Origin of the sequence: Serratia sp. OLAL2 (assembly GCF_002752475.1) — a bacterium.
GTDB lineage: Bacteria > Pseudomonadota > Gammaproteobacteria > Enterobacterales > Enterobacteriaceae > Serratia > Serratia bockelmannii.
Window position 1 is genome coordinate 68,434 of sequence record NZ_MSTL01000021.1, and the last position, 24,110, is coordinate 92,543.

Below are 24,110 nucleotides of genomic sequence, written 5' to 3' on the forward strand. Positions count from 1 at the left end.
CCGGGTAACGCCCCCTACTCGGCGCTGGCGTCGTTCAGCGCCTGAATGTCGTCCGCATCCAGCGTCAGGCGGGTGGCGCTGACCAACTCATCCAGCTGCGGCAACGAGGTCGCACTGACGATCGGCGCGGTGATGCTCGGGCGCGCGATCAGCCAGGCCAGCGAAACCTGCGCCGGGGAGCTGCCGTGTTTGCCCGCCACCTGATCCAGCGCCGCCAGAATGCGGAAACCGCGCGGGTTCAGGTAGCGTTCGACGATGCGATCGCCGCGCTGGCTTTTGCCCTCGTCCGCTTTGCTGCGGTATTTGCCGGTCAGAAAACCACTGGCCAGCGCGAAGAAGTTGATCACCCCGAGGCCATGGCGCTGCGCCACGCCTTCCAGCTCGGCTTCATACCCTTCGCGCGCATACAGGTTATATTCCGGCTGCAGGGTTTCGTAGCGCGCCAATCCGTTGCTCTCGCTCACCCGCAGCGCTTCTTCCAGGCGATCCGCCTGATAGTTGGAGGCGCCGATCGCCCGCACCTTGCCGGCCTTGATCAGCGCATCGAACGCCGCCAACGTCTCTTCCAGCGGCGTATCGCGGTCATCGTCGTGCGACTGATAAAGATCGATATAATCGGTTTGCAGGCGACGCAGCGAGTCCTCCACCGCCTGCTGAATATAGCGCGGCGACAGCCCCTGCTTGCCTTCGCCCATCGGTTTGCCCACCTTGGTGGCGATGATCACCTGGTCGCGCTTGCCGCTCTTCTTCAGCCATTCGCCGATGACGGTTTCCGATTCGCCGCCCCGGTTGCCCGGCGCCCAGCTGGAATAAACGTCGGCGGTATCGATAAAGTTGAGCTGATTGTCCACCAGCGCATCCAGCAGGCTGAACGAGGTCGCTTGATCCGCCGTCCAGCCGAACACGTTGCCACCGAAGGTTAACGCCGGCACCTGAATGCCTGAACGACCCAGTTGTTTCTTGCTCATCACAAAGGCTCCATGGGTTAAATGATTTGCCTGTTAATTATTAGCGCCAAATACAGGGAATCGTTAAAACGTATTGGCTATAAGCCGGAATAAATCACTTATAAACATAGCACGCTCAAATCACCCACTTATTAAGACAATGCTGACGGTTCCTCCATATTTCCTTCATTTTTATGCCGTCTTCGCTGGCTAAACTAGTATCCTGTAAGGAGTGTCATTTTTGTGGCAATGAGTGCCCGCGCCCCTGCCTTTTGGAGAGAATTTTCACCACCATGAATGCAAAACCCCAACGTCGTTCCCTGCTGCTGCGCCTGCTGGTTGCGGCGATTGCGATCATCGTCGCCGTTCTGGCCTGGCGCCATTTCAGCGCCGCCCAACCGACCGCTGGGACGACGCCGGGCGCGCACCAGGCCGCCGGTAAAACGGGAGCGGGCCGCGCGGCGGGCGGCAGACGCGGCGCGCCGATGTCGCCGGTGCAAGCGGCGACCGCCACGCAACAGACGGTGCCACGCTATCTTTCCGGTTTGGGCACCGCCACCGCCGCCAATACCGTGACCGTCACCAGCCGGGTCGATGGCCAACTGATGGCGATCCACTTTACCGAAGGCCAGCAGGTCAAAGCCGGCGATCTGCTGGCGGAAATCGATCCCCGGCCATTCCAGGTTCAGTTGACCCAGGCTCAGGGGCAGTTGGCAAAAGATCAGGCCACGCTGGCCAACGCCCGACGCGATTTGGCGCGCTATCAGCAGCTGGTGAAAACCAATCTGGTGTCCCGTCAGGAGCTGGATACGCAGGCCTCGCTGGTGCAGCAGACCGAAGGCGCGATCAAGGCCGATCAGGGCGCGGTCGACAGCGCCAAACTGCAGATCACCTACAGCCGCATCACTGCGCCAATCGACGGCCGCGTCGGCCTGAAACTGGTCGACGTCGGCAACTACGTTACCAGCGGCAGCACCACCGGTCTGGTGGTGATCACGCAGACGCACCCGATCGACGTGGTGTTCACGCTGCCCGAAGGCAACATCGCCGATCTGCTCAAGGCGCAAAAAGCCGGGCCGGTGAGCGTCGAAGCCTGGGATCGCACCAACCAGAACAAGCTGACGACCGGTTCGCTGCTGAGCCTGGACAACCAAATTGATACCGCCACCGGCACCATCAAGCTGAAAGCGCGCTTCGCCAACGAAGATGACGCGCTGTTCCCCAATCAGTTCGTCAACGCGCGGCTGCAGGTGGATACCCTGCACGATGCGGTGGTGATCCCGACCGCTGCGCTGCAGATGGGCAACGAGGGCAACTTCGTTTGGACGCTCGGCGAAGACAACAAGGTCAGCAAACATCGGGTCACCGCCGGCGTGCAGGACAGCCGGCAGGTGGTGATCAGCGCCGGTCTCAACGCCGGCGATCGGGTGGTGACCGACGGCATCGATCGCCTGACCGAAGGCATGCAGGTGGAAGTGCTCGCGCCGAGCGAAGCGCCGGCGGCGGCCAACGCCAAGCGCGAACCTGACGTTCAGAGGAAGTCCTGATGCAGGTGATGCCTCCCAACGCCGGCGGCGGTCCGTCCCGCCTGTTTATTCTGCGTCCGGTCGCCACCACGCTGCTGATGCTGGCAATATTGCTGGCGGGGATTATCGGTTATCGCGCGCTGCCGGTGTCCGCCCTGCCGGAGGTGGATTACCCCACTATCCAGGTGGTGACGCTGTACCCCGGCGCCAGCCCGGACGTGGTGACCTCCGCCATTACCGCGCCGCTGGAACGCCAGTTCGGCCAGATGTCCGGCCTGAAGCAAATGGCGTCGCAAAGCTCCGGCGGCGCCTCGGTGGTCACACTGCAGTTCCAGTTGGCGCTGCCGCTCGACGTCGCGGAGCAGGAAGTGCAGGCGGCGATCAACTCCGCCACCAACCTGCTGCCGACCGATTTGCCTTACCCGCCGATCTACAGCAAGGTTAACCCCGCCGATCCGCCGATCCTGACGCTGGCCGTGACCTCCACCGCCATGCCGATGACGCAGGTGGAAGACATGGTGGAAACCCGCGTGGCGCAAAAAATTTCTCAGGTGACCGGCGTCGGCCTGGTGACGCTGGCCGGCGGCCAACGCCCGGCAGTGCGCGTAAAATTGAACGCCGCGGCGGTCGCCGCCTATGGCCTGAACAGTGAAACCATTCGCGCCGCCATCAGCAACGCCAACGTCAACTCGGCGAAAGGCAGCCTTGACGGCCCGACCCGATCGGTCACCCTCTCCGCCAACGACCAAATGAAATCTGCCGACGACTATCGCCAGCTGATCGTCGCCTATCAGAACGGCGCGGCGATCCGCCTGCAGGATATCGCCACCATCGAACAAGGGGCGGAAAATACCCGACTGGCGGCCTGGGCCAACAAGCAACAGGCGATCGTGCTGAACATCCAACGCCAGCCCGGCGTCAACGTCATCACCACCGCCGACAGCATCCGCGAAATGCTGCCGACGCTGATTAAAAGCCTGCCCAAGTCAGTCGACGTCAAGGTGTTGACCGATCGCACCACCACCATCCGCGCCTCGGTCAGCGACGTGCAGTTCGAGCTGCTGCTGGCGATCGCGCTGGTGGTGATGGTGATCTACGTGTTCCTGCGCAACGTGCCGGCGACCATTATCCCCAGCGTGGCGGTGCCGCTGTCGCTGGTGGGCACCTTCGCCGCCATGTACTTCCTTGGCTTCTCCATCAACAACCTGACGCTGATGGCGCTGACCATCGCCACCGGCTTCGTGGTGGACGACGCCATCGTGGTGATCGAGAACATCTCGCGCTACATCGAGAAAGGGGAAAAACCGCTCGACGCCGCGTTGAAAGGGGCCGGCGAGATCGGTTTCACCATCATCTCTCTGACCTTCTCGCTGGTGGCGGTGCTGATCCCGCTGCTGTTCATGGGCGACATCGTCGGCCGCCTGTTCCGCGAGTTCGCCGTCACGCTGGCGGTGGCAATTTTGATCTCCGCCGTGGTGTCGCTGACGCTGACGCCGATGATGTGCGCACGCATGCTCAGCCACGAATCGCTGCGCAAGCAGAACCGTTTTTCCGCCGCCTCCGAACGCTTTTTCGACCGGGTGATCGCGCAATATGGCAAGTGGCTGAAAACGGTGCTTAACCATCCCTGGCTGACGCTCGGCGTGGCCGTGGGCACGCTGGCGCTGACGGTATTGCTGTACCTGCTGATCCCGAAAGGTTTCTTCCCGGTGCAGGACAACGGCATCATTCAGGGCACGCTGGAGGCGCCGCAGAGCGTCTCGTTCAGCAACATGGCCGAGCGCCAGCAGCAGGTCGCGGCGCAGATCCTCAAAGATCCGGCGGTGGAGAGCCTGACCTCGTTCGTCGGCGTCGACGGCAGCAACGCCACGCTCAACAGCGGCCGGCTGCAGATCAACCTGAAGCCGCTGAGCGAACGCAGCGAGCGCATTCCGGCGATCATCAGCCGCCTGCAGCAGCAAACGGCGCAGTTCCCCGGCGTGAAGCTGTATCTGCAACCGGTGCAGGACCTGACCATCGATACCCAGGTCAGCCGCACCCAGTACCAGTTCACCCTGCAGGCGATGTCGCTGGACGATCTCAGCCTGTGGGTGCCGCAGCTGATGGATGAGCTGAAGCAAACCCCGCAGCTGGCGGACGTCACCAGCGACTGGCAGGATCAGGGGCTGGTGGCCTATGTCAACGTCGATCGCGATTCGGCCTCCCGCCTCGGCGTCACCATGAGCGACGTGGACAATGCGCTGTACAACGCGTTCGGCCAGCGCCTGATCTCCACCATCTACACCCAGGCCAATCAATACCGCGTGGTGCTGGAGCACGACGTCAGCACGACACCGGGGTTGGCGGCGCTCAATGAGATCCGTCTGAGCGGCAACGACGGCGCCGTGGTGCCGCTGAGCGCCATCGCCAAAATCGAAGAGCGCTTCGGCCCGCTGTCGGTGAACCATCTCGACCAGTTCCCGTCGGCCACCGTTTCGTTCAACGTCGCCGACGGCTACTCGCTCGGCGAGGCGGTCGACGCGGTCACCCAGGCGGAAAAAAATCTCAATATGCCAAGGGACATCACCACCCAATTCCAGGGGGCGACCCTGGCCTTCCAGGCGGCGCTCGGCAGCACGCTGTGGCTGATTTTGGCGGCGGTGGTGGCGATGTACATCGTGCTGGGCGTGCTGTATGAAAGCTTCATTCATCCGGTCACCATCCTCTCCACCCTGCCGACCGCCGGGGTCGGCGCCCTGTTGGCGCTGATGTTGGCCGGCAGCGAGCTGGACGTGATCGCCATCATCGGCATCATCCTGCTGATCGGCATTGTGAAGAAGAACGCCATCATGATGATCGACTTCGCGCTGGCGGCGGAACGCGAGCAGGGTTTATCGCCGCGCGACGCCATCTATCAGGCCTGTCTGCTGCGTTTCCGGCCGATCTTGATGACCACGCTGGCGGCCTTGCTCGGCGCGCTGCCGCTGATGCTGAGCACCGGCGTCGGCGCGGAGCTGCGGCATCCGCTCGGCGTCTGTATGGTCGGCGGTTTGATCATGAGCCAGATCCTGACGCTGTTCACCACGCCGGTGATCTACCTGCTGTTTGACAAGCTGGCGCGCAACACGCATCGCCAGCTGGATACGCAGGAGCTGCCGTGAAATTCTTCGCCCTGTTCATTCACCGGCCGGTGGCCACCACCCTGCTGACGCTGGCCATCGCCATCAGCGGCGCGATCGGCTTTCGCCTGCTGCCGGTGTCGCCGCTGCCGCAGGTGGATTTTCCGGTGATTTCGATCAGCGCGTCGCTGCCGGGCGCCTCGCCGGAAACCATGGCGTCCTCGGTGGCGACGCCGCTGGAGCGCGCGCTGGGCCGCATCGCCGGGGTTAACGAAATGACCTCGATGAGTTCGCTCGGCAGTACCCGCGTCATTTTGCAGTTCGATCTCGATCGCGACATCAACGGCGCCGCGCGCGACGTGCAGGCGGCGATTAACGCCGCGCAAAGCCTGCTGCCGACCGGCATGCCGAGCCGCCCCAGCTACCGTAAGGTCAACCCTTCCGACGCGCCGATCATGATCCTGACGCTGACCTCGGACACCTACAGCCAGGGGCAGCTTTACGATTTCGCCTCCACCCAGCTGGCGCAGAAGATCAGCCAGACCGAGGGCGTCGGCGACGTTTCCGTAGGCGGCAGCTCGCTGCCGGCGGTGCGGGTGGAGCTGAACCCTTCGGCGCTGTTCAATCAGGGCGTGTCGCTGGACAGCGTGCGGCAGGCCATCGCCAACGCCAACGTGCGCCGTCCGCAGGGCGCCGTGGAAAACCCGCAGCAGCGCTGGCAGATCCAGGCCAACGACGCGCTGAAAACCGCCGATGCTTATCGTCCGCTGATCATTCATTACAACAACGGCTCGGCGGTGCGTTTAGCCGACGTGGCCGAGGTCAAAGACTCGGTGCAAGACGTGCGTAACGCCGGGATGACCGACGCCAAACCGGCGATCATTCTGGCCATCAGCCGCGCGCCGGACGCCAACATCATCGAAACCGTCGATCGCATTCGCGCCGAGCTGCCCGCCCTGCAGGAGAATATCCCGGCCTCGATTCAACTCAACGTCGCGCAGGATCGTTCGCCAACCATCCGCGCGTCGCTGGCCGAGGTGGAACAGTCGCTGGCGATCGCCATCGGGCTGGTGATCCTGGTGGTGTTCATCTTCCTGCGCTCCGGGCGCGCCACGCTGATCCCGGCGGTCGCCGTACCGGTGTCGCTGATCGGCTCGTTCGCCGCCATGTATCTGTGCGGCTTCAGCCTCAACAACCTGTCGCTGATGGCGCTGACCATCGCCACCGGCTTTGTGGTGGACGACGCCATCGTGGTGCTGGAAAACATTTCCCGCCACGTCGAGGCCGGCATGAAACCGATCAACGCCGCGCTGCTGGGCGCGCGGGAAGTCGGCTTCACCGTGCTGTCGATGAGCGTTTCGCTGGTGGCGGTGTTTATCCCGCTGCTGCTGATGGAAGGCCTGCCCGGCCGGCTATTCCGCGAGTTCGCCGTCACCCTGTCGGTATCGATCGGGCTGTCGCTCATCGTCTCGCTGACGCTCACGCCGATGATGTGTGCCTATTTGCTGCGCCACCAGCCGGCGCGTTCGCAGCGGCGCGCGCGCGGCTTCGGCAAAATGCTGCTGGCGCTGCAGCAGGGTTACGGACGCTCGCTGAACTGGGTGCTCGGCCACTCGCGCTGGGTGCTGGCGGTGTTCCTCGCCACCGTTGCGCTCAACGTCTGGCTGTATATCAGCATCCCGAAAACCTTCTTCCCTGAACAGGATACCGGGCGTCTGATGGGCTTTATCCAGGCCGACCAAAGCATTTCGTTCCAGGCGATGCGCGGCAAACTGGAAGACTTCATGAAAATCGTGCGCGAAGATCCGGACGTGGAAAACGTCACCGGTTTTACCGGCGGCTCGCGCACCAACAGCGGTTCGATGTTCATCTCACTGAAACCCCTGTCGGTACGCAGCGACGATGCGCAGAAAGTGATCGCCCGCCTGCGTGCCCGCCTGGCCAAAGAACCGGGCGCCAGCCTGTTTCTGATGGCGGTACAGGATATCCGCGTCGGCGGCCGGCAGGCCAACGCCAGCTACCAATATACGCTGCTGGCGGACGATCTCGCCGCGCTGCGCGAATGGGAGCCGAAGATCCGCACCGCGCTGGCCGCATTGCCCGAGCTGGCGGACGTCAACTCGGATCAGCAGGATAAAGGCTCGGAGATGGATCTGGTCTACGATCGCGAAACCATGGCGCGCCTCGGCATTTCGGTGTCCGACGCCAACAACCTGTTGAACAACGCCTTCGGCCAGCGACAGATTTCGACCATCTATCAACCGCTCAACCAATACAAAGTCGTGATGGAAGTGGCGCCGCCCTACACTCAGGACGTGAGCTCGTTGGATAAAATGTTCATCATCAACAACGAAGGCAAGGCGATACCGCTCTCCTACTTCGCCAGTTGGCGACCGGCCAACGCGCCGCTGTCGGTCAACCATCAGGGGCTGTCCGCCGCCTCGACCATCTCCTTTAACCTGCCGGACGGCGGCAGCCTGTCGGACGCCACCGCGGCGGTAGAGCGCACCATGACTCAGCTCGGCGTGCCGTCCACGGTGCGCGGCGCGTTCGCCGGCACCGCCCAGGTATTCCAGGACACCCTGAAGTCGCAGCTCATCCTGATCCTGGCGGCGATCGCCACGGTGTATATCGTGCTCGGCGTGCTGTATGAGAGCTATATCCATCCGCTGACCATCCTTTCCACGCTGCCTTCCGCCGGCGTGGGGGCGCTACTGGCGCTCGAGCTGTTCGGCGCACCGTTCAGCCTGATCGCGCTGATCGGCATCATGCTGTTGATCGGTATCGTGAAGAAAAATGCCATCATGATGGTCGACTTCGCGCTCGAAGCGCAGCGCAACGGCGGCATCAGCGCCCGCGAGGCGATTTTCCAGGCCAGCCTGCTGCGTTTCCGGCCGATCATGATGACCACGCTGGCGGCGTTGTTCGGCGCGCTGCCGCTGGTGCTGACCCGCGGCGACGGCGCGGAGCTGCGCCAGCCGCTCGGCATCACCATCGCCGGCGGCCTGGTGATGAGCCAGCTGCTGACGCTGTACACCACCCCGGTGGTCTACCTTTACTTCGACCGGCTGCAGGCGAAGTTCCGCCGCAACAAGCAACTGGCCCCGCTGCCCCATTAATGGCCGACCGATGCTGATGAAACACACCGCCACAGTACGCTGGCAACTCTGGATAGTGGCATTCGGCTTCTTTATGCAGACGCTGGATACCACTATCGTCAACACCGCCCTGCCCTCGATGGCCGCCAGCCTGGGGGAGAACCCGCTGCGCATGCAGTCGGTGATCGTCTCCTATGTGCTGACGGTGGCGGTGACGCTGCCGGCCAGCGGCTGGCTGGCGGACAAGGTCGGCGTACAGCGGGTGTTTTTCAGCGCCATCGTGCTGTTCACCCTCGGCTCCCTCCTCTGCGCCCGCTCGGAAACCCTGAACGAACTGATCGCCTCGCGCGTGCTTCAGGGCGTCGGCGGCGCGATGATGGTGCCGGTCGGCCGCCTGACGGTGATGAAAATCGTGCCGCGCGAGCAGTACATGGCGGCGATGACCTTCGTAACGCTGCCAGGCCAAATCGGCCCGCTGATGGGGCCGGCGCTGGGTGGCTTCCTGGTGCAATACGCCAGCTGGCATTGGATTTTCCTGATCAATATTCCGGTGGGTATCGTGGGCGCCATCGCCACGCTGCTGCTGATGCCCAACTACCAAATGCAGACCCGCCGCTTCGACGTCAGCGGCTTTCTCCTGCTGGCGATCGGCATGGCGTCGCTGACGCTGGCGCTCGACGGCCACAAAGGCATGGGGCTGTCCGGCAGCGCCATCGCCGGCCTGGTGGCGCTGGGCGTGGCGGCGCTGTTGGGGTATGTTTGGCATGCTTACGGCAATAGCCGCGCCCTGTTCTCGCTGCGGCTGCTGCGCACCCCGACTTACAAGATCGGACTGCTGGCCAGCCTGCTGGGGCGCATCGGCAGCGGCATGCTGCCGTTCATGACGCCGCTGTTTCTGCAGGTGGGCATGGGCTTCTCGCCGTTCCACGCCGGGCTGATGATGATCCCGATGATCATCGGCAGCATGGGCATGAAGCGCATCGTGGTGCAGGTGGTCAACCGCTTCGGCTACCGCAACGTGCTGGTGGCCGCCACGCTGCTGCTGGCGCTGGTCAGCCTGAGTTTCCTGCTGGCGGCGATGCTCGGCTGGCTGTGGCTGCTGCCGGTGGTGCTGTTCTTCCAGGGGATGGTCAACTCGCTGCGCTTCTCGGCGATGAACACCCTGACGCTGAAAGATCTGCCGGACCGGCTGGCCAGCAGCGGCAACAGCCTGCTGTCGATGGTCATGCAGCTGTCGATGAGCCTCGGCGTCAGCGTCGCCGGCATCTTGATCGGCAGCTTCGCCCATCACCAGGTGGTGGCCGATAGCCCAGCCATTCACAGCGCATTTATTTACAGCTACTGCTGTATGGCGTTGATTATCGCCCTGCCCGCGCTCGCCTTCGCGCGCGTGCCGGCCGATAGCGCGCCCAACCGCACGCTGACCAAAGAGCCGGGTACCGGCTCAACGAGGTTGCAATGAGGATAGGCATTACCGGGAAGCTGTTCCTGGCCATTTTCGCTACCTGCATGCTGGTGTTGATCACCATGCATTGGGGGGTGCGCGTCAGCTTTGAGCGCGGCTTTATCGATTACATCAAGAGCAGCAACGAGCAGCGCATCAACATGCTGAGCGAAGCGCTGGAGGAACAGTACAGCCATCATGGCAATTGGATATTCCTGCGCAACAACGATCAGGTGGTCTACCAAATCATGCGTTCGTTCGAACAGAACAGCGACAGCAGCCACAATCTGCCGCCCAAGGGCTGGCGCACCCAGTTTTGGGTGGTGGACAGCCAGTTCAATCGGCTGGTCGGGCATTCCGGCCCGTTGCCGAAAGAGGGGCCGCGCCATCCAATCCGCTATAACAACGAGATCGTCGGCTGGGTGCTCACCACCCCGGTCGAGCGCCTGACGCGCAATACGGACATCAACTTCGATCGCCAGCAGCGGCGCACCAGTTGGATTATCGTCGCGCTCTCCACCCTGTTGGCAGCGGCGGTGACCTGGCTGCTGTCGCGCGGCATGCTGGCCCCGGTCAAGCGCCTGGTGGCGGGCACCCACCGCCTGGCGGCGGGCGATTTCACCACCCGCGTGGCGGTCAGCAGCCAGGATGAACTGGGCAGGCTGGCGCACGACTTCAACCAGTTGGCCACCTCGCTGGAAAAAAACGAGCAGATGCGTCGCGCCTTTATGGCCGACGTGTCGCACGAGCTACGCACGCCGCTGGCGGTGCTGCGCGGCGAGCTGGAGGCGCTGCAGGACGGCGTGCGCCAGCCGACGCCGGCGTCGCTCAGCTCGCTGCAGGCTGAGGTATCCACCTTGACCAAACTGGTCGACGACCTGCACCAGCTGTCGCTCTCCGATCTCGGCGCGCTGGCCTATCGCAAGGCGCAAGTGGACTGCGTGCACCTGGTGCAGATCGCCGTCGCCGCCTTCCGCGAACGCTTCCGCGCCAAAGGGCTGGAGATCGTCACCCATCTGCCGGCCCAGGCGCCGCTGTTCGGCGATCCCGATCGCCTGAACCAGCTGTTCAATAACCTGTTGGAAAACAGCCTGCGTTACACCGACGTCGGTGGCCGGCTGGAGATCGGCGCCGAGCTGCAGCCGGGGAGACTGATCCTCTGCTGGCAGGACAGCGCGCCGGGCATCAGCGATCAGCAACTGACGCGCATTTTCGAACGCTTCTATCGGGCGGAAGGTTCACGCAACCGCGCCAGCGGCGGCTCAGGGCTGGGGTTGGCGATCTGCCACAACATCGTGGAAGCGCACGACGGGAAAATCCGCGCCGAGCATTCGCCTTTAGGCGGCGTGCGCATTACAGTAGAATTTGCTACCCCGATAAAAAATAAGGCGCCCTGATGGACATTCAGAATCAACCCGTGCAGATCATGATTGTTGAAGATGAGCCCAAGCTGGGCCAGTTGCTGGTGGATTATCTGCAGGCGGCGGGCTATGCCACCCGCTGGCTGACCAACGGTAATGAAGTGGTGCCGACCGTGCACCAGCATCCGCCGGCTCTGATCTTACTCGACCTGATGTTGCCAGGGGCCGACGGCCTGACGGTGTGCCGCGAGCTGCGCCGCTTCAGCGACGTGCCCATCGTGATGGTGACGGCGAAAATCGAAGAGATTGACCGCCTGTTGGGATTGGAGATCGGCGCCGACGATTACATCTGCAAACCCTACAGCCCGCGTGAAGTGGTGGCGCGAGTGAAAACCATCCTGCGCCGCAGCTATCGGCCGCAGGAGAACGCGCGGGAAGATGATCTGCTGCACATCGATGAACCGCGCTTCCAGGCCAGCTATCAGGGGCAGTTGCTGGATCTGACGCCGGCGGAGTTCCGCCTGCTGAAAACGCTGGCCAGCCAGCCAGGCAACGTGTTTTCTCGCGAGCAGCTGCTGAACAACCTGTACGACGACTACCGGGTGGTCACCGACCGCACCATCGACAGCCACATCAAAAACCTGCGCCGCAAGCTGGAACTGATCGACGGGGAAAAATCCTTTATTCGCTCGGTATACGGTGTGGGCTACCGCTGGGAAGCCGAGCCCTGCCGGCTGATGAATGGGGTTTAGAGGGAAATCAGCGCGTCCAGTCTTCAACCGCCAACCCGGGCACCATGGCGAATGCGCGATCGTTGGTCACCAGCGTCGCGCCACGGCTCTGCGCGTGAGCGGCGATCAGTTGATCCATCGCGCCCATGATTTTGCCCTTTCTCTCCATGTTTGCCCGCATTTCACCGTAGCAGCGGGCGGCCTCGCGATCCCATGCATAGACCGTCACCGCAGCAAGAAAGGCCTCGACCATGCTTTGCAACGCCTTGTTCCGCCGTTTGGCCACACCGTAAAGCAGTTCCGCCTCCGTGACGCTGGAAATACATACGGCAGAAGGCGGGAGCTTTTGCATGACGTTAAGCACCTGCGGATGCTGCCGAAACAGGTGGCTGACGGTATTGGTATCAAACATGTACATCGCCTACTCTTCCTCTGAGAAAGGATCTCGCTCTGCAACCCCTTGCTGACGATCTTCCGCGCCAAGAAACTCTTGCGGCACCGGCGTTTGGGCGATAATGCTCAGCAGCGGTGCCCAGCTGTCCGGCTTTGCCGGATATTTGGATAAAATCACGTTTCCCTCCCGATCGCGACGGATATACACACGATCCGTATCAAATTCAAATTCCACCGGTAACCTCACCGCCTGATTTCTACCGTTTTTAAACAGCTTGGCGATTCTTTCCATCTCGACACTCCACAGCAGGCATAGGCCAAAGCATATGCCTGCAGCGCGTCGATGCCAAGATCTATCGCTCACTTTTCACTCACCTTTACGTAGCGGGCAAACGGTAACGCGCAATGCTGCTCGATGAAACCACGTAATTGTCATTATGCGGCGCACTGCGCAATCACCGCGCCTTTCCTTAGCTTCCCGTGCGGCGCCGGGCTCACCGAATGAAAACTCCGCGCCGGCGCAAAAAAACTGCGCATTTTTTCGACTAAGCTGCTGTGAGGTTTAGCCGCCGATTTTCAAGCGATTGGCTACACTTACATCACGAATCGGAACCTACAGGAGAAGAACCATGGCAATCGGTCATTACGAGCTGAAAAAAGCAAAGAACGGACAGTACCACTTCAACCTGAAAGCCAGTAACGGCGAAATTATTCTGGCCAGCGAGATGTATGCCAGCAAAGCCTCGGCGGAGAACGGCATCGCCTCGGTGCAGACCAATTCACCGCACGAAGCGCAGTACGAACTGAAGCACAGCGCCAGCAATCAGCCCTATTTTGTGCTGAAGGCCAAGAACCATCAGGTGATCGGCGTCAGCGAAATGTACAGCTCCGAAAGCGCGGCCAAAAACGGTATCCAGTCGGTGACGAAAAACGGCCCGACCACCGATATCCGCGATTTGAGCGCCTGATCCCCCGTTTCGCCCGCGCGGTGGCCGCCACCGCGCGTTTTCCGTTTGACCGGGATCAATCTCCCTTGAATAAATCCGGTTAACTGCTGATTTCTTGCCGCGCTGCGGCTACAATCCCCCGCTTTTACTGCGCCATCAGGTGGCGTGGTGCTGACCTGAAATCAGACCGAGACACACTATGTTTACACCGGAACTTCTCTCCCCGGCCGGAACGCTGAAAAACATGCGTTACGCCTTTGCCTACGGCGCCGATGCGGTTTACGCCGGCCAGCCGCGCTACAGCCTGCGGGTACGCAACAACGAGTTCAACCACGAGAATCTGGCGCAGGGCATCAACGAAGCGCATGCGCTGGGCAAAAAATTCTACGTGGTGGTGAACATCGCCCCGCACAACGCCAAGCTGAAAACCTTCTTGCGCGATCTGAAGCCGGTTATCGATATGGGCCCGGATGCGCTGATCATGTCCGATCCTGGCCTTATCATGATGGTGCGCGAAGCCTTCCCGCAGATGGACATCCACCTGTCGGTGCAGGCCAATGCCGTTAACTGGGCGACGGTGAAGTTCTGGAAGCAAATGGGCCTGACCCGCGTGATCCTGTCGCGCGAACTGTCGCTGGAAGAGATTGCCGAGATCCGCGCCGAAGTGCCGGACATGGAGCTGGAGATCTTCGTCCACGGCGCGCTGTGCATGGCCTACTCCGGCCGCTGCCTGCTGTCCGGCTACATCAACAAACGCGATCCCAATCAGGGTACCTGCACCAATGCCTGCCGCTGGCAGTACAAGGCGGAGGAAGGCAAAGAGGACGACACCGGCAATATCGTGCACCTGCACGAACCGATCCCGGTGCAGACCGTCGAGCCGACGCTGGGCATCGGCGCGCCGACCGACAAGGTGTTCATGCTGTCTGAAGCGCAAAAGCCAGGTGAATATATGAGCGCCTTCGAAGACGAACACGGCACCTATATCATGAACTCCAAGGATCTGCGCGCCATCCAGCACGTGGAGCGTCTGACGCAGCTCGGCGTGCATTCGCTGAAGATCGAAGGGCGCACCAAGTCCTTCTACTACTGCGCCCGCACCGCCCAGGTCTACCGCCGCGCCATCGACGACGCCGTTGCCGGCAAACCGTTCGATCCGACCCTGCTCACCACACTGGAAGGCCTGGCGCACCGCGGCTATACCGAAGGCTTCCTGCGCCGCCACGTGCACGAAGCGCAGCAGAATTACGAATACGGCTCTTCGCTCTCCGAGCGCCAGCAGTTCGTCGGCGAGTTCACCGGCGTGCGCCGCGAAGGCTGGGCGGAAGTCGACGTGAAGAATAAATTCTCACTCGGCGACAGCGTCGAGATGATGACGCCAGGCGGCAACGTGCTGTTCACCCTCGAAAGCATGCAAAATAAGAAAGGCGAGCCGATTGAGGTCGCGCCGGGCAACGGCCATATCGTTTATTTGCCGATCCCGCAGGATATTGATCTCAATTATGCATTGCTGATCCGCAATTTGGCGGAAGAAAATAGCGCCGGCGCCTAACAATCAATCGTCGCCATTCGGCGGCGATTTTTAGCAAATATTAGAATTGGATCACATCAATGTGCCCGCAGCTTGGTTACTATCACGCTGCTTAAAACGAACAACGAAAATATTTGCATAGCAATACTAGGAACCACCTCCTTAGCCGGCCCAATCTCCCTTGGGCTGGCTTTTTCTTTATGGGTCCGCCATTGCCGCCGGTGCGCCTATTTTCCATTACGTTTTCCCGTTATCCATTTTAATAAAAATAATAACGCCACATCGATATATAAATAACGCTATAGCGATTAATCCTGCCGCCATTAAAATTCCGCTTATTGTCAGGTTAAATTCAGATAAATTCGCATCGTCTTCATATTCACGGCACAATAGGAAATAACCGGAATTAGCTGAATATTCTGATGGCTTGGCGGCGTAGGCTGGTTTATCTTGAGGCATTCTTGGTTTTCCGCCGGAGGAGATCGGTAATGCCTCAACACTCACATGCAGCCGCCCTGCTTATTCTCAACGGCAAGGGCGCCGGCAACGAAGAACTGCGTCAGGCGGTCACACGGCTGCGCGAAGAGCAAATCACGCTGTACGTGCGCGTGACCTGGGAGCACGGCGACGCCGCGCGCTACGTCGCGGAAGCTGCACAACTCGGCGTCGGCACCGTCGTCGCCGGCGGCGGTGACGGCACCATCAACGAAGTGGCCGCCGCGCTGGTGCAGCTGCCGGCGCATAACCGGCCGGCGCTGGGCATTCTGCCGCTCGGCACCGCCAACGACTTCGCCATGGCGTGCAATATCCCCCCATCCCCCGAACTGGCCCTGCAGCTGGCGATCAAGGGCCGCTCGGTGCCGATCGATCTGGCGAAGGTCAACGGCGAGCGCTACTTCATCAACATGGCCACCGGCGGCTTCGGCACCCGCATCACCACCGAGACACCGGAGAAGTTGAAGGCGGCCTTGGGCGGCGTGTCCTACTTCGTGCACGGCTTGCTGCGCATGGATACGCTGCAGGCCGACCGCTGTGAAATCCGCGGGCCGGACTTCCGCTGGGCCGGCGAAGCATTGGTGATCGGCATCGGCAACGGCAAGCAGGCCGGCGGCGGCCAGGAACTGTGCCCCAGCGCGCTGATCAACGACGGCCTGCTGCAGCTGCGCCTGCTGATCGCCGATGAACTGCTGCCGGCACTGGTCGCCGCCCTGTTCAACGACGAAGAGAGCAACAGCATCCTCAGCGCGGCGCTGCCGTGGCTCGAGATCGACGCGCCGCATGAGATGACCTTCAACCTCGACGGCGAACCGCTCAAAGGCCGCCATTTCCGCATCGAAGTGTTGCCGCAGGCCATCGAATGCCGCCTGCCGCCTAACTGCGCCCTGCTGGGCTGACCTTGTCGGGCGCAGCCGCTGCGCCCCACTTCTTCCCCTCCGTTCATCCGCTTCCACTCGCGATCAAATGTGATCCTCTCCGGCAAATCCATCAATTCATACTTGTATGGTAGTTAGTTCATGACGTATTTTCGCGCTATCTCTCCGCAGCTACAGGATGTGAAGGTTATGAAAATCGTCAACGCCGAGGTGTTCGTCACCTGCCCGGGGCGCAACTTTGTCACGCTGAAAATCACCACCGATGACGGCATCATCGGCCTCGGTGACGCCACGCTGAACGGGCGCGAATTGCCGGTGGCCTCTTACCTGAAAGATCACCTCTGCCCGCAGTTGATCGGCCGCGACGCGCAGCGGATCGAAGACCTCTGGCAATTCTTCTACAAAGGCGCTTACTGGCGGCGCGGCCCGGTGACCATGTCCGCCATTTCCGCCGTCGACATGGCGCTGTGGGACATCAAGGCCAAGGCCGCCAACATGCCGCTGTATCAGCTGTTGGGCGGCGCCTCACGTTCGGGAGTGATGGTGTATTGCCATACCACCGGCCACTCGATCGACGAGGTGCTCGACGACTACGCCAAACATAAAGAACAAGGCTTCAAGGCGATCCGCGTGCAATGCGGCGTGCCCGGCATGAAAACCACCTACGGCATGGCCAAGGGCAAAGGCCAGGCCTATGAGCCGGCCACCAAGGGTGACTGGCCGGAAGAGCAGCTGTGGTCGACGGAAAAATACCTCGATTTCACCCCCAAACTGTTCGACGCGGTGCGCAACAGGTTCGGCTTCAACGAGCACCTGCTGCACGACATGCACCACCGCCTGACGCCAATTGAAGCGGCGCGCTTTGGTAAAAGCGCCGAGCCGTATCGCCTGTTCTGGATGGAGGATCCGACGCCGGCGGAAAATCAGGCCTGTTTCCGCCTGATCCGCCAGCATACCGTCACGCCGATCGCCGTCGGCGAGGTGTTCAACAGCATCTGGGACTGCAAACAGCTGATCGAAGAACAGCTGATCGACTACATCCGCACCACCCTGACGCACGCGGGCGGCATTACCGGCATGCGGCGCATCGCCGACTTCGCCTCGCTGTATCAGGTGCGCACCGGTTCTCACGGCCCTTCCGATCTGTCGCCGATCTGCATGGCGGCGGCGCTGCACTTCGATCTGTGGGTGCCAAACTTCGGCGTGCAGGAATACATGGGCTATTCCGAGCAAATGCTCGAGGTGTTCCCGCACAGCTGGACGTTCGACGACGGCTATATGCATCCGGGCGACAAGCCGGGCATCGGCATCGAGTTCGATGAGAAGCTGGCGGCCCGTTACCCCTATGAACCGGCCTACCTGCCGGTCGCGCGTCTGGAGGATGGCACCTTATGGAACTGGTAAACACCATGCGCAGCGTCGTGATCGAACAGCCCGGGCGCCTGGCGCTGCAGACGCGCGCGCTGCCACAGCCGGCGGCCGGCGAGGTGCGGGTCAAGGTGAAATTCGCCGGCATCTGCGGCTCCGACGTCCATATCTATCACGGCCATAACCCGTTCGCCCGCTACCCGCGGGTGATCGGCCACGAGTTCTTCGGCCTGATCGATGCGCTGGGCGAAGGCGTCGATCCGGCGCGCCTCGGCGAACGCGTCTCGGTAGACCCGGTGGTGAGCTGCGGCCACTGCTATCCCTGTTCGGTCGGCCGCCCCAACGTCTGCACCTCGCTGCAGGTGATCGGCGTGCACCGCGACGGCGGCTTCAGCGACTACGCCTGCGTGCCGGCACGCAACGCCTATCCGGTTCCGGCCGCCATCAGCGATCGCCACGCCGCGATGATCGAACCCTTCACTATCGCCGCCAACATTACCGCCCATCTGCAACCACGCCCCGACGACATCGCGCTGATCTACGGCGCCGGGCCGATGGGGCTCACGGTGATCCAGACGCTGAAAGGCGTGTACGGCGTCAAGCAGGTGTGGGTCGTCGATCGCATCGCCGAACGGCTGGACATGGCACGCGCCAACGGTGCCGACGAAGTATTCAACAACGCCGAGGCCGCATTGCCGCAGGCGCTGCAGCAGCGCGACGTTCAGCCGACGCTGATCGTCGATGCCGCCTGCCACCCCGCCATTTTGCCGGAGGCGATCGCGCTGGCTTCGCCGGCGGCGCGCATCGGCATCATGGGCTTTTCCGGCGACGCTTGCACCCTGACCCAGCAGAGCATCACCAGCAAGGAGCTGTCGATCTTCTCCTCGCGCCTGAACAGCGCGCGCTTCCCACAGGTGATCGCCTGGATGGCGGACGGCAAGCTAGACCCGCAGCGGCTACTCACCCACTGCGTGCCCGCCGGCGACGTCGAACGGGCAATGCAGATGTTCGAGCGGGATCAGCGCACCTGCTGCAAGGTACTGCTGCAGTTCGAGTAACGTCACGGCAGCATCGGGGCATGGGGCGGCACCCGCCGCCCGTGCAAACAACGAAGCATCACGATTAAAACGACACCCAGTGGAGTGCTTTATGTTTAAAAACCTGCGTTGGACCATCGTGTTCCTGCTGTTCATGGTCTACATGATCAACTACCTCGATCGCGTGGCGCTGTCGATCACCGTGCCGATGATCGAACAGGATCTGATGCTGAACGCCGAACAGTTCGGCCTGATCTTCGGCAGCTTCTTCTTCGGCTACGCCATCTTCAACTTCGTCGGCGGGCTGGCGGTCGACCGCTTCGGCCCGACGCTGGTGCTGGGCGTGGCGGTCGGCCTGTGGTCCATCTTCTGCGGCATGACGGCGATCGCCACCGGCTTTTACTCAATGCTGATCCTGCGCGTCCTGTTCGGCATGGCCGAAGGGCCGATCTGCGCCTCGGCCAACAAGATGATCAACGGCTGGTTCCCGAAGAAACAGGCGGCGACCGCTATGGGCCTGCTCAGCGCCGGTTCACCGTTGGGCGGCGCGGTGGCCGGGCCGATCGTCGGCTATCTGGCGCTGGCGTTCGGCTGGCGGCCGGCGTTTATGATCATCTGCGCCATCGGCATCGTCTGGATGCTGGTGTGGTTCTTCGTGGTGGCGGATAACCCGGCGAAAAGCCAACGCGTCAGCAACGAAGAACGGGCGCTGATCGCACAGTTGAAACAGGAAAATCTCGGCGAGGAAAGCGCGCTGAGCGACGCCGCTCACGGGCTGGGTTACTACCTGAAGCAGCCGATCATTCTGGTCACCGCCTTCGCCTTCTTCTGCTACAACTACATTCTGTTCTTCTTCCTGAGCTGGTTCCCCTCGTATCTGGTGCAGGCGCACAACCTGAACATCAAAGAGATGAGCCTGACCACGATGATCCCGTGGATCGTCGGCTTCGTCGGGCTGGCGCTCGGGGGCTATATTTCCGACAAGATCTTCAACATCACCGGCAAATTGCTGCTGTCACGCAAGATCGTGCTGGTCACCAGCCTGCTGGCGGCAGCGGTGTGCGTGGCGTTGGCGGGCACCGTCAGCAGCGTGGTGCCGGCGGTGATGCTGATGTCGGTGTCGATCTTCTTCCTCTACATTACCGGCGCTCTCTACTGGGCGATTATCCAGGACGTGGTGCATAAATCCCGGGTCGGCGGCGCCAGCGGGTTCATTCATTTGATCGGCAGCGTCTCCGGCATCATCGGGCCGATCGTCACCGGCTACATCGTGCAGAACACCGGCAAATTCGACAGCGCCTTTATGCTGGCGGGCGGCGTCGCCGCGCTGGGCGCGCTGCTGGTGCTGCTGGTGATCAAGGCGCCGCGCGCAACGGCGGGCGTGCAAATCTTAAAACCCTAACGCCAGACGGGGCGGCTTCGCCCCTTTGCTTACCTCTCCAGGGACATTGAACATGAGACTTTCCGACCACAGCGCGCTGCCGGCCGCCGTTATCTGGCCCGGCTACGCACGTGAGCGCGTGAAACCGCGCATGGCGCATATCGGCTTCGGCGCGTTTCACCGCGCGCACCAGGCGATGTACGCCGACAGGCTGGCCAGCGAGCACGGCAGTGACTGGGGCTACTGCGAAATCAGCATGCAGCACGGCCAGCAAAAGATCGCCGACCTACGGCAACAGGACCTGCTGTTCTCGGTGGCGGAGATGGACGACGACGGCTGGCGGGGCCGGGTCATCGGCGTGGTTCGCCAGGCGCTGCACTTGCAAACCGACGGGCTGGCGGCGGTGCTGGCGGCCCTGACACAGCCTGAGATCGCCATCGTCTCGCTGACCATCAGCGAAAAGGGCTATTGCTACCACCCCGCCAGCGGTCGGCTGATGGAGGAACACCCGGCGATCGCGCACGATATCGCCCACCCGGCACAGCCGCAGTCGGCGCCGGGGCTGCTGCTGGCGGCGCTGCGCCTGCGCCGTGAACGCGGGCTGCCGCCGTTCGCCGTGATGTCCTGCGATAACATGCCGGCTAACGGCCGGGTCACGCGCCAGGTGCTGGTCGAACTGGCGCAGCGGCAGGATCCGGCGTTGGCCGACTGGGTGCGTCAAGAGGTCGCCTTCCCTTCCACCATGGTGGATCGCATCGTGCCGGCGGTAACGCCGGAGGCCCGCCGGCAGTTGCGCACCTGGCTGGGCGGCGTCGAGGATGACGTCGGCGTGGCCTGCGAGCCGTTCAGCCAGTGGGTCATTGAGGACCGATTTCCTCAGGGGCGCCCGGCCTGGGAAAAGGCCGGCGCCGAACTGGTGAGCGACGTGCTGCCGTACGAGGAGATGAAGCTGCGCATGCTGAACGGCAGCCATTCCTTCCTCGCCTACCTCGGCTACCTGGCCGGTTATCAGCACGTCGGCGACTGTATGCAGGATGCGGATTTTGTCCGCGCCGCCCGTCACCTGATGCTGGCGGAACAGGCGCCGACCCTGCAGGTGCCGAACGTCGATTTGGCGCAGTATGCCGACTCGCTGCTGCAGCGTTACCGCAACCGCGCGCTGAAACACCGCACCGCGCAGATCGCCATGGACGGCACGCAGAAGCTGCCGCAGCGGCTGTTGGACGCGATCCGCTGGCATCTGGCGCGTGGCAGCCGCTTCGACTGCCTGGCGCTGGGCGTCGCTGGCTGGATGCGCTACGTCGGCGGCCGCGATGAACAAGGCGGGCCGATCGATATCAGCGATCCGCTGCGCGAGCGCCTCGCCGCGTTGGTCGCCGGCAGCGAGGAAGGCCGGCCCCGCGTCCTGGCGCTGCTGCAACTCGACAGCGTCTTCGGCCACGATCTGCCCGATTCGCCTGACTTCGTCCGCGCCGTCAGCCACGCTTATCATCAACTGCTGAGCCTGGGGGCCAAAGCCGCCGTCGCCGCTCTGCCGCTTACCGACCGGGAGGTTTCCGATGACCGTCACCACGCATAACGCCGTCAATACCGGCAATCAACCGCTGCTGCGGCGCGTCGCCAGCGCTTCCGCCATCGGCACCGCCGCCGAATATTATGATTTCTTCGCTTACGGCACCGCCGCGGTGCTGTTCTTCGGCCAGCTGTTTTTCCCCAGCGCCGATCCGCTGATCAGCACGCTGGCGGCCTTCGCCACCTACGCGGTCGGTTTTCTGGCGCGCCCGCTGGGCGGCATCGTGTTCGGCCACATCGGCGATAAGGTCGGCCGCAAGAAGGCGCTGGTGATCACCATCCTGATCGTCGGCCTCGGCACCTTCTGCATCGGCCTGCTGCCCACCTATGAGCAGATCGGCATCTGGGCGCCGCTCGCGCTGATCTTTATCCGCGTGCTGCAGGGCTTCGGCGTCGGCGGCGAACAGGCAGGCGCGGTGCTGATGACCGCCGAATATGCGCCGCCGCCCCAGCGTGGCTTCTACGCCAGTTGGGTGCAGATCGGCGCGCCCGCCGGTTTCCTGCTGCCGTCCGGGCTGTTCGCGCTGCTGACCGCCGTGCTGTCACCGGCGCAGATGCTGGACTGGGGCTGGCGCATTCCGTTCCTGCTCAGCCTGCTGCTGGTGCTGGTCGGGCTGTTTATTCGCCTGAGGATCGACGAATCGCCGGTGTTTACCCAGATCCGCGCCACCAAAGCGGTGGAGAGCCGGCCGGTGGTGGAAGTGGCCCGCCGCTATCCCGGCCTTATCGGCAAAGGGGTATGTGCCAAGCTGATCGAAGCCTGCGCCTTCGCCATGTTCACGGTGATCGTATTGGCCTACGGCAAGGCCAACCACCTCAACGAAACCATTCTGCTGGAGGCGATGATCGTGGCGGTGCTGCTGGAGATTTTCACCATTCCGCTGATGGGCCGCCTCTCCGATCGGCTGGGGCGCAAACCGGTGTACATCGCCGGCGCGCTGCTGCAGGTGGTGTGCATCGTGCCGTTCTTTATGGCGATCAACCTCGATAGTTTCTGGGTGACGCAGATCGCCATGATCGTGGTGCTGACCTTCGGCCACAGCATGTGCTACGCGCCGCAGGCCTCCTACTTCCCGGAGCTGTTCCCCACCCGCGTGCGCTGCAGCGGCATCGCGCTGATCTGGCAGATCGGCTCGCTGATCGGCAGCGGCATTCTCGGGCTGTTGGCGGTGAAGATCCTGCAGGTGACCGGCGGCCACTACTACGGGCTGGCGGGGTACATGATGGTGCTGGGCGTGGTGTCGGCCATCGGCCTGAGCCTGATGCCGGAAACTGCGCCAGCGCGGCGCAAGCAGGAATATCAGGATTGGCATCACTGAGTTACCCTGCTCGGCGGGCGGATTTATCCCCCCGCCCTTAACCAATAATCTGCTAGTATGGTGGCATTCGAATTCCAGCCAGATGCCTGATTGTCGCCATGTCTGAAACGTACAGTCTCACCAACAACGTCCCGGTCAACCAGCAGATCTATCGCTTCCTGCGCAAGGATATCGTCGACTGCACCATCCCCCCCGGCACCCTGTTGTCCGAGAAAGAGATTTCCACCCGCTTTTGCGTTTCGCGCCAGCCGGTGCGCGAAGCCTTCATCAAGCTGGCGGAGGCCGGCCTGGTGCAGATCCTGCCGCAGCGCGGCACCTTCGTGATGAAGATTTCCGCCAAGCGCGTGGCCGACGGGCGCTTTATCCGTCAGGCGGTGGAATGCGCCATCGTGCGCCGCGCGGCCGAGCGCGCCACCCCGGCGCAGCTGATGACGCTGGAGCATAATCTGCACCGCCAGGCGCTGGCGGCGCAGAACGGGCAAACGCGCGAGTTTTTGGCGCTGGACGACGAATTCCACCAACTGCTGACCCAGTTTGCCGACTGCCCGCTGGCGTGGGAGACCATCGAAACCATCAAGGCCACCATGGATCGAGTGCGTTTCCTCAGCCTGAGCGAAGTCTCGCCGCCGGAGAGCCTGATCAAGCAGCACTACCGCATCTACGAGGCGCTGAAAGCGCGCGATGCCGAGGCGGCGGAGCGCGCCATCCACGATCACCTGCAGGAGATGATCTACTCCATCACCCCGATCGCCCTGCAGAACACCGAGTGGTTCGAGATCGAATAATCAATCGCTTAGCGCGCCGGGGGCGATCGCCCCCGCGTATTTGGCCACGCCAATGGCATTTCCTCTCAATCGCATCTATTGTTTGTCCTTGCCGGATCAAGTTCGGTAGCATCGCTTTACAGCTTCAATCACCGCTTTTTTACTGCGCCGGTGGTCAAAAACCCTTGCATTGCCGGTGTATGAAGAAGCTTAATCGGGA

At 62.3% G+C, this 24,110-nt stretch carries 19 protein-coding genes; 15 read left to right on the forward strand and 4 right to left on the reverse strand.

What is annotated here, in order from left to right; translation table 11 throughout:
• Positions 1-14: 14 nt before the first annotated feature.
• The gene (locus tag BVU99_RS23585) at positions 15-968 is read right to left on the reverse strand and encodes an aldo/keto reductase (RefSeq protein ID WP_049204848.1); all 954 of its coding nucleotides are present in this window, start codon (positions 966-968) and stop codon (positions 15-17) included.
• A 272-nt stretch (positions 969-1,240) separates the two neighbouring features.
• On the opposite strand from BVU99_RS23585, the gene BVU99_RS23590 reads away from it, so the two are divergent.
• From BVU99_RS23590 to baeR, 6 genes are read left to right on the forward strand one after another with little or no spacing between them, the layout of a single operon-like run.
• Positions 1,241-2,494: an MdtA/MuxA family multidrug efflux RND transporter periplasmic adaptor subunit gene (locus tag BVU99_RS23590; RefSeq protein ID WP_025303859.1), complete on the forward strand. Its 1,254-nt coding sequence runs from the start codon at positions 1,241-1,243 to the stop codon at positions 2,492-2,494.
• Positions 2,494-5,613, forward strand: a complete 3,120-nt coding sequence (locus tag BVU99_RS23595) for an MdtB/MuxB family multidrug efflux RND transporter permease subunit (RefSeq protein WP_099816842.1) — start codon at positions 2,494-2,496, stop codon at positions 5,611-5,613. Before BVU99_RS23590 ends, BVU99_RS23595 begins: the two co-directional genes overlap by 1 nt.
• Entirely contained in the window at positions 5,610-8,690 is a 3,081-nt protein-coding gene (mdtC, locus tag BVU99_RS23600; RefSeq protein WP_025303861.1) for a multidrug efflux RND transporter permease subunit MdtC, read from the forward strand. The genes BVU99_RS23595 and mdtC overlap by 4 nt, the downstream gene beginning before the upstream one ends.
• A gap of 10 nt (positions 8,691-8,700) precedes the next feature.
• A complete protein-coding gene (locus tag BVU99_RS23605; RefSeq protein ID WP_049204855.1) occupies positions 8,701-10,131 on the forward strand; it encodes an MFS transporter in 1,431 nt (476 codons plus the stop codon).
• Positions 10,128-11,510, forward strand: a complete 1,383-nt coding sequence (gene baeS / locus BVU99_RS23610) for a two-component system sensor histidine kinase BaeS (RefSeq protein ID WP_049204856.1) — start codon at positions 10,128-10,130, stop codon at positions 11,508-11,510. The genes BVU99_RS23605 and baeS overlap by 4 nt, the downstream gene beginning before the upstream one ends.
• Positions 11,510-12,226, forward strand: coding sequence for a two-component system response regulator BaeR (gene baeR / locus BVU99_RS23615; protein WP_004941568.1), 717 nt, complete (start codon positions 11,510-11,512; stop codon positions 12,224-12,226). The genes baeS and baeR overlap by 1 nt, the downstream gene beginning before the upstream one ends.
• A gap of 7 nt (positions 12,227-12,233) precedes the next feature.
• Here baeR and BVU99_RS23620 read toward each other — a convergent pair whose 3' ends face one another.
• Both BVU99_RS23620 and BVU99_RS23625 read right to left on the reverse strand, forming a co-directional pair.
• The gene (locus BVU99_RS23620; protein ID WP_049204858.1) at positions 12,234-12,623 is read right to left on the reverse strand and encodes a type II toxin-antitoxin system VapC family toxin; all 390 of its coding nucleotides are present in this window, start codon (positions 12,621-12,623) and stop codon (positions 12,234-12,236) included.
• Positions 12,624-12,626: 3 nt separating this feature from the next.
• Positions 12,627-12,890: an AbrB/MazE/SpoVT family DNA-binding domain-containing protein gene (locus BVU99_RS23625; protein WP_049204860.1), complete on the reverse strand. Its 264-nt coding sequence runs from the start codon at positions 12,888-12,890 to the stop codon at positions 12,627-12,629.
• Positions 12,891-13,227: 337 nt separating this feature from the next.
• Between BVU99_RS23625 and BVU99_RS23630 the strand changes: the two genes are divergently transcribed.
• Positions 13,228-13,566, forward strand: coding sequence for a YegP family protein (locus BVU99_RS23630; RefSeq protein ID WP_016926703.1), 339 nt, complete (start codon positions 13,228-13,230; stop codon positions 13,564-13,566).
• A gap of 178 nt (positions 13,567-13,744) precedes the next feature.
• Positions 13,745-15,097 carry a tRNA 5-hydroxyuridine modification protein YegQ gene (gene yegQ / locus BVU99_RS23635; protein WP_025303865.1) on the forward strand — a complete coding sequence of 451 codons (1,353 nt, stop codon included), beginning with the start codon at positions 13,745-13,747 and terminating at the stop codon, positions 15,095-15,097.
• Between the two features lie 216 nt (positions 15,098-15,313).
• Here yegQ and BVU99_RS25050 read toward each other — a convergent pair whose 3' ends face one another.
• Positions 15,314-15,535, reverse strand: a complete 222-nt coding sequence (locus BVU99_RS25050) for a hypothetical protein (RefSeq protein WP_141998673.1) — start codon at positions 15,533-15,535, stop codon at positions 15,314-15,316.
• A gap of 29 nt (positions 15,536-15,564) precedes the next feature.
• Between BVU99_RS25050 and yegS the strand changes: the two genes are divergently transcribed.
• The 7 genes from yegS to BVU99_RS23670 all read left to right on the forward strand — a co-directional run bounded on the left by yegS (position 15,565) and on the right by BVU99_RS23670 (position 23,911).
• Positions 15,565-16,470 (forward strand): lipid kinase YegS, encoded by a 906-nt coding sequence (gene yegS, locus BVU99_RS23640; RefSeq protein ID WP_043137977.1) that lies wholly within the window; start codon positions 15,565-15,567, stop codon positions 16,468-16,470.
• Positions 16,471-16,638: 168 nt separating this feature from the next.
• On the forward strand, positions 16,639-17,853 hold the full coding sequence (manD, locus tag BVU99_RS23645) for a D-mannonate dehydratase ManD (protein WP_025303867.1): 1,215 nt from the start codon (positions 16,639-16,641) through the stop codon (positions 17,851-17,853).
• Between the two features lie 5 nt (positions 17,854-17,858).
• The gene (locus tag BVU99_RS23650; RefSeq protein ID WP_161781783.1) at positions 17,859-18,875 is read left to right on the forward strand and encodes a Zn-dependent oxidoreductase; all 1,017 of its coding nucleotides are present in this window, start codon (positions 17,859-17,861) and stop codon (positions 18,873-18,875) included.
• Positions 18,876-18,966: 91 nt separating this feature from the next.
• The gene (locus tag BVU99_RS23655; protein WP_025303869.1) at positions 18,967-20,256 is read left to right on the forward strand and encodes an MFS transporter; all 1,290 of its coding nucleotides are present in this window, start codon (positions 18,967-18,969) and stop codon (positions 20,254-20,256) included.
• A 52-nt stretch (positions 20,257-20,308) separates the two neighbouring features.
• A complete protein-coding gene (locus BVU99_RS23660) occupies positions 20,309-21,814 on the forward strand; it encodes a mannitol dehydrogenase family protein (RefSeq protein WP_099816843.1) in 1,506 nt (501 codons plus the stop codon).
• A complete protein-coding gene (locus tag BVU99_RS23665) occupies positions 21,795-23,126 on the forward strand; it encodes an MFS transporter (RefSeq protein ID WP_099816844.1) in 1,332 nt (443 codons plus the stop codon). Before BVU99_RS23660 ends, BVU99_RS23665 begins: the two co-directional genes overlap by 20 nt.
• A gap of 98 nt (positions 23,127-23,224) precedes the next feature.
• Positions 23,225-23,911 (forward strand): GntR family transcriptional regulator, encoded by a 687-nt coding sequence (locus BVU99_RS23670; RefSeq protein ID WP_025303872.1) that lies wholly within the window; start codon positions 23,225-23,227, stop codon positions 23,909-23,911.
• Positions 23,912-24,110: the final 199 nt, after the last annotated feature.

Bases quoted from the DNA above. Each gene is read 5' to 3' on its own strand.
- baeR (WP_004941568.1), top strand. From the start codon at position 11,510: ATGGACATTCAGAATCAACCCGTGCAGATCATGATTGTTGAAGATGAG.
- BVU99_RS23625 (WP_049204860.1), bottom strand. From the start codon at position 12,890: ATGGAAAGAATCGCCAAGCTGTTTAAAAACGGTAGAAATCAGGCGGTG.
- BVU99_RS25050 (WP_141998673.1), bottom strand. From the start codon at position 15,535: ATGCCTCAAGATAAACCAGCCTACGCCGCCAAGCCATCAGAATATTCA.
- BVU99_RS23585 (WP_049204848.1), bottom strand. From the start codon at position 968: ATGAGCAAGAAACAACTGGGTCGTTCAGGCATTCAGGTGCCGGCGTTA.
- BVU99_RS23670 (WP_025303872.1), top strand. From the start codon at position 23,225: ATGTCTGAAACGTACAGTCTCACCAACAACGTCCCGGTCAACCAGCAG.
- baeS (WP_049204856.1), top strand. From the start codon at position 10,128: ATGAGGATAGGCATTACCGGGAAGCTGTTCCTGGCCATTTTCGCTACC.
- BVU99_RS23650 (WP_161781783.1), top strand. From the start codon at position 17,859: ATGCGCAGCGTCGTGATCGAACAGCCCGGGCGCCTGGCGCTGCAGACG.
- BVU99_RS23605 (WP_049204855.1), top strand. From the start codon at position 8,701: ATGCTGATGAAACACACCGCCACAGTACGCTGGCAACTCTGGATAGTG.
- BVU99_RS23655 (WP_025303869.1), top strand. From the start codon at position 18,967: ATGTTTAAAAACCTGCGTTGGACCATCGTGTTCCTGCTGTTCATGGTC.
- BVU99_RS23660 (WP_099816843.1), top strand. From the start codon at position 20,309: ATGAGACTTTCCGACCACAGCGCGCTGCCGGCCGCCGTTATCTGGCCC.
- BVU99_RS23620 (WP_049204858.1), bottom strand. From the start codon at position 12,623: ATGTACATGTTTGATACCAATACCGTCAGCCACCTGTTTCGGCAGCAT.
- BVU99_RS23630 (WP_016926703.1), top strand. From the start codon at position 13,228: ATGGCAATCGGTCATTACGAGCTGAAAAAAGCAAAGAACGGACAGTAC.
- yegS (WP_043137977.1), top strand. From the start codon at position 15,565: ATGCCTCAACACTCACATGCAGCCGCCCTGCTTATTCTCAACGGCAAG.
- BVU99_RS23665 (WP_099816844.1), top strand. From the start codon at position 21,795: ATGACCGTCACCACGCATAACGCCGTCAATACCGGCAATCAACCGCTG.
- BVU99_RS23590 (WP_025303859.1), top strand. From the start codon at position 1,241: ATGAATGCAAAACCCCAACGTCGTTCCCTGCTGCTGCGCCTGCTGGTT.
- manD (WP_025303867.1), top strand. From the start codon at position 16,639: ATGAAAATCGTCAACGCCGAGGTGTTCGTCACCTGCCCGGGGCGCAAC.
- yegQ (WP_025303865.1), top strand. From the start codon at position 13,745: ATGTTTACACCGGAACTTCTCTCCCCGGCCGGAACGCTGAAAAACATG.
- BVU99_RS23595 (WP_099816842.1), top strand. From the start codon at position 2,494: ATGCAGGTGATGCCTCCCAACGCCGGCGGCGGTCCGTCCCGCCTGTTT.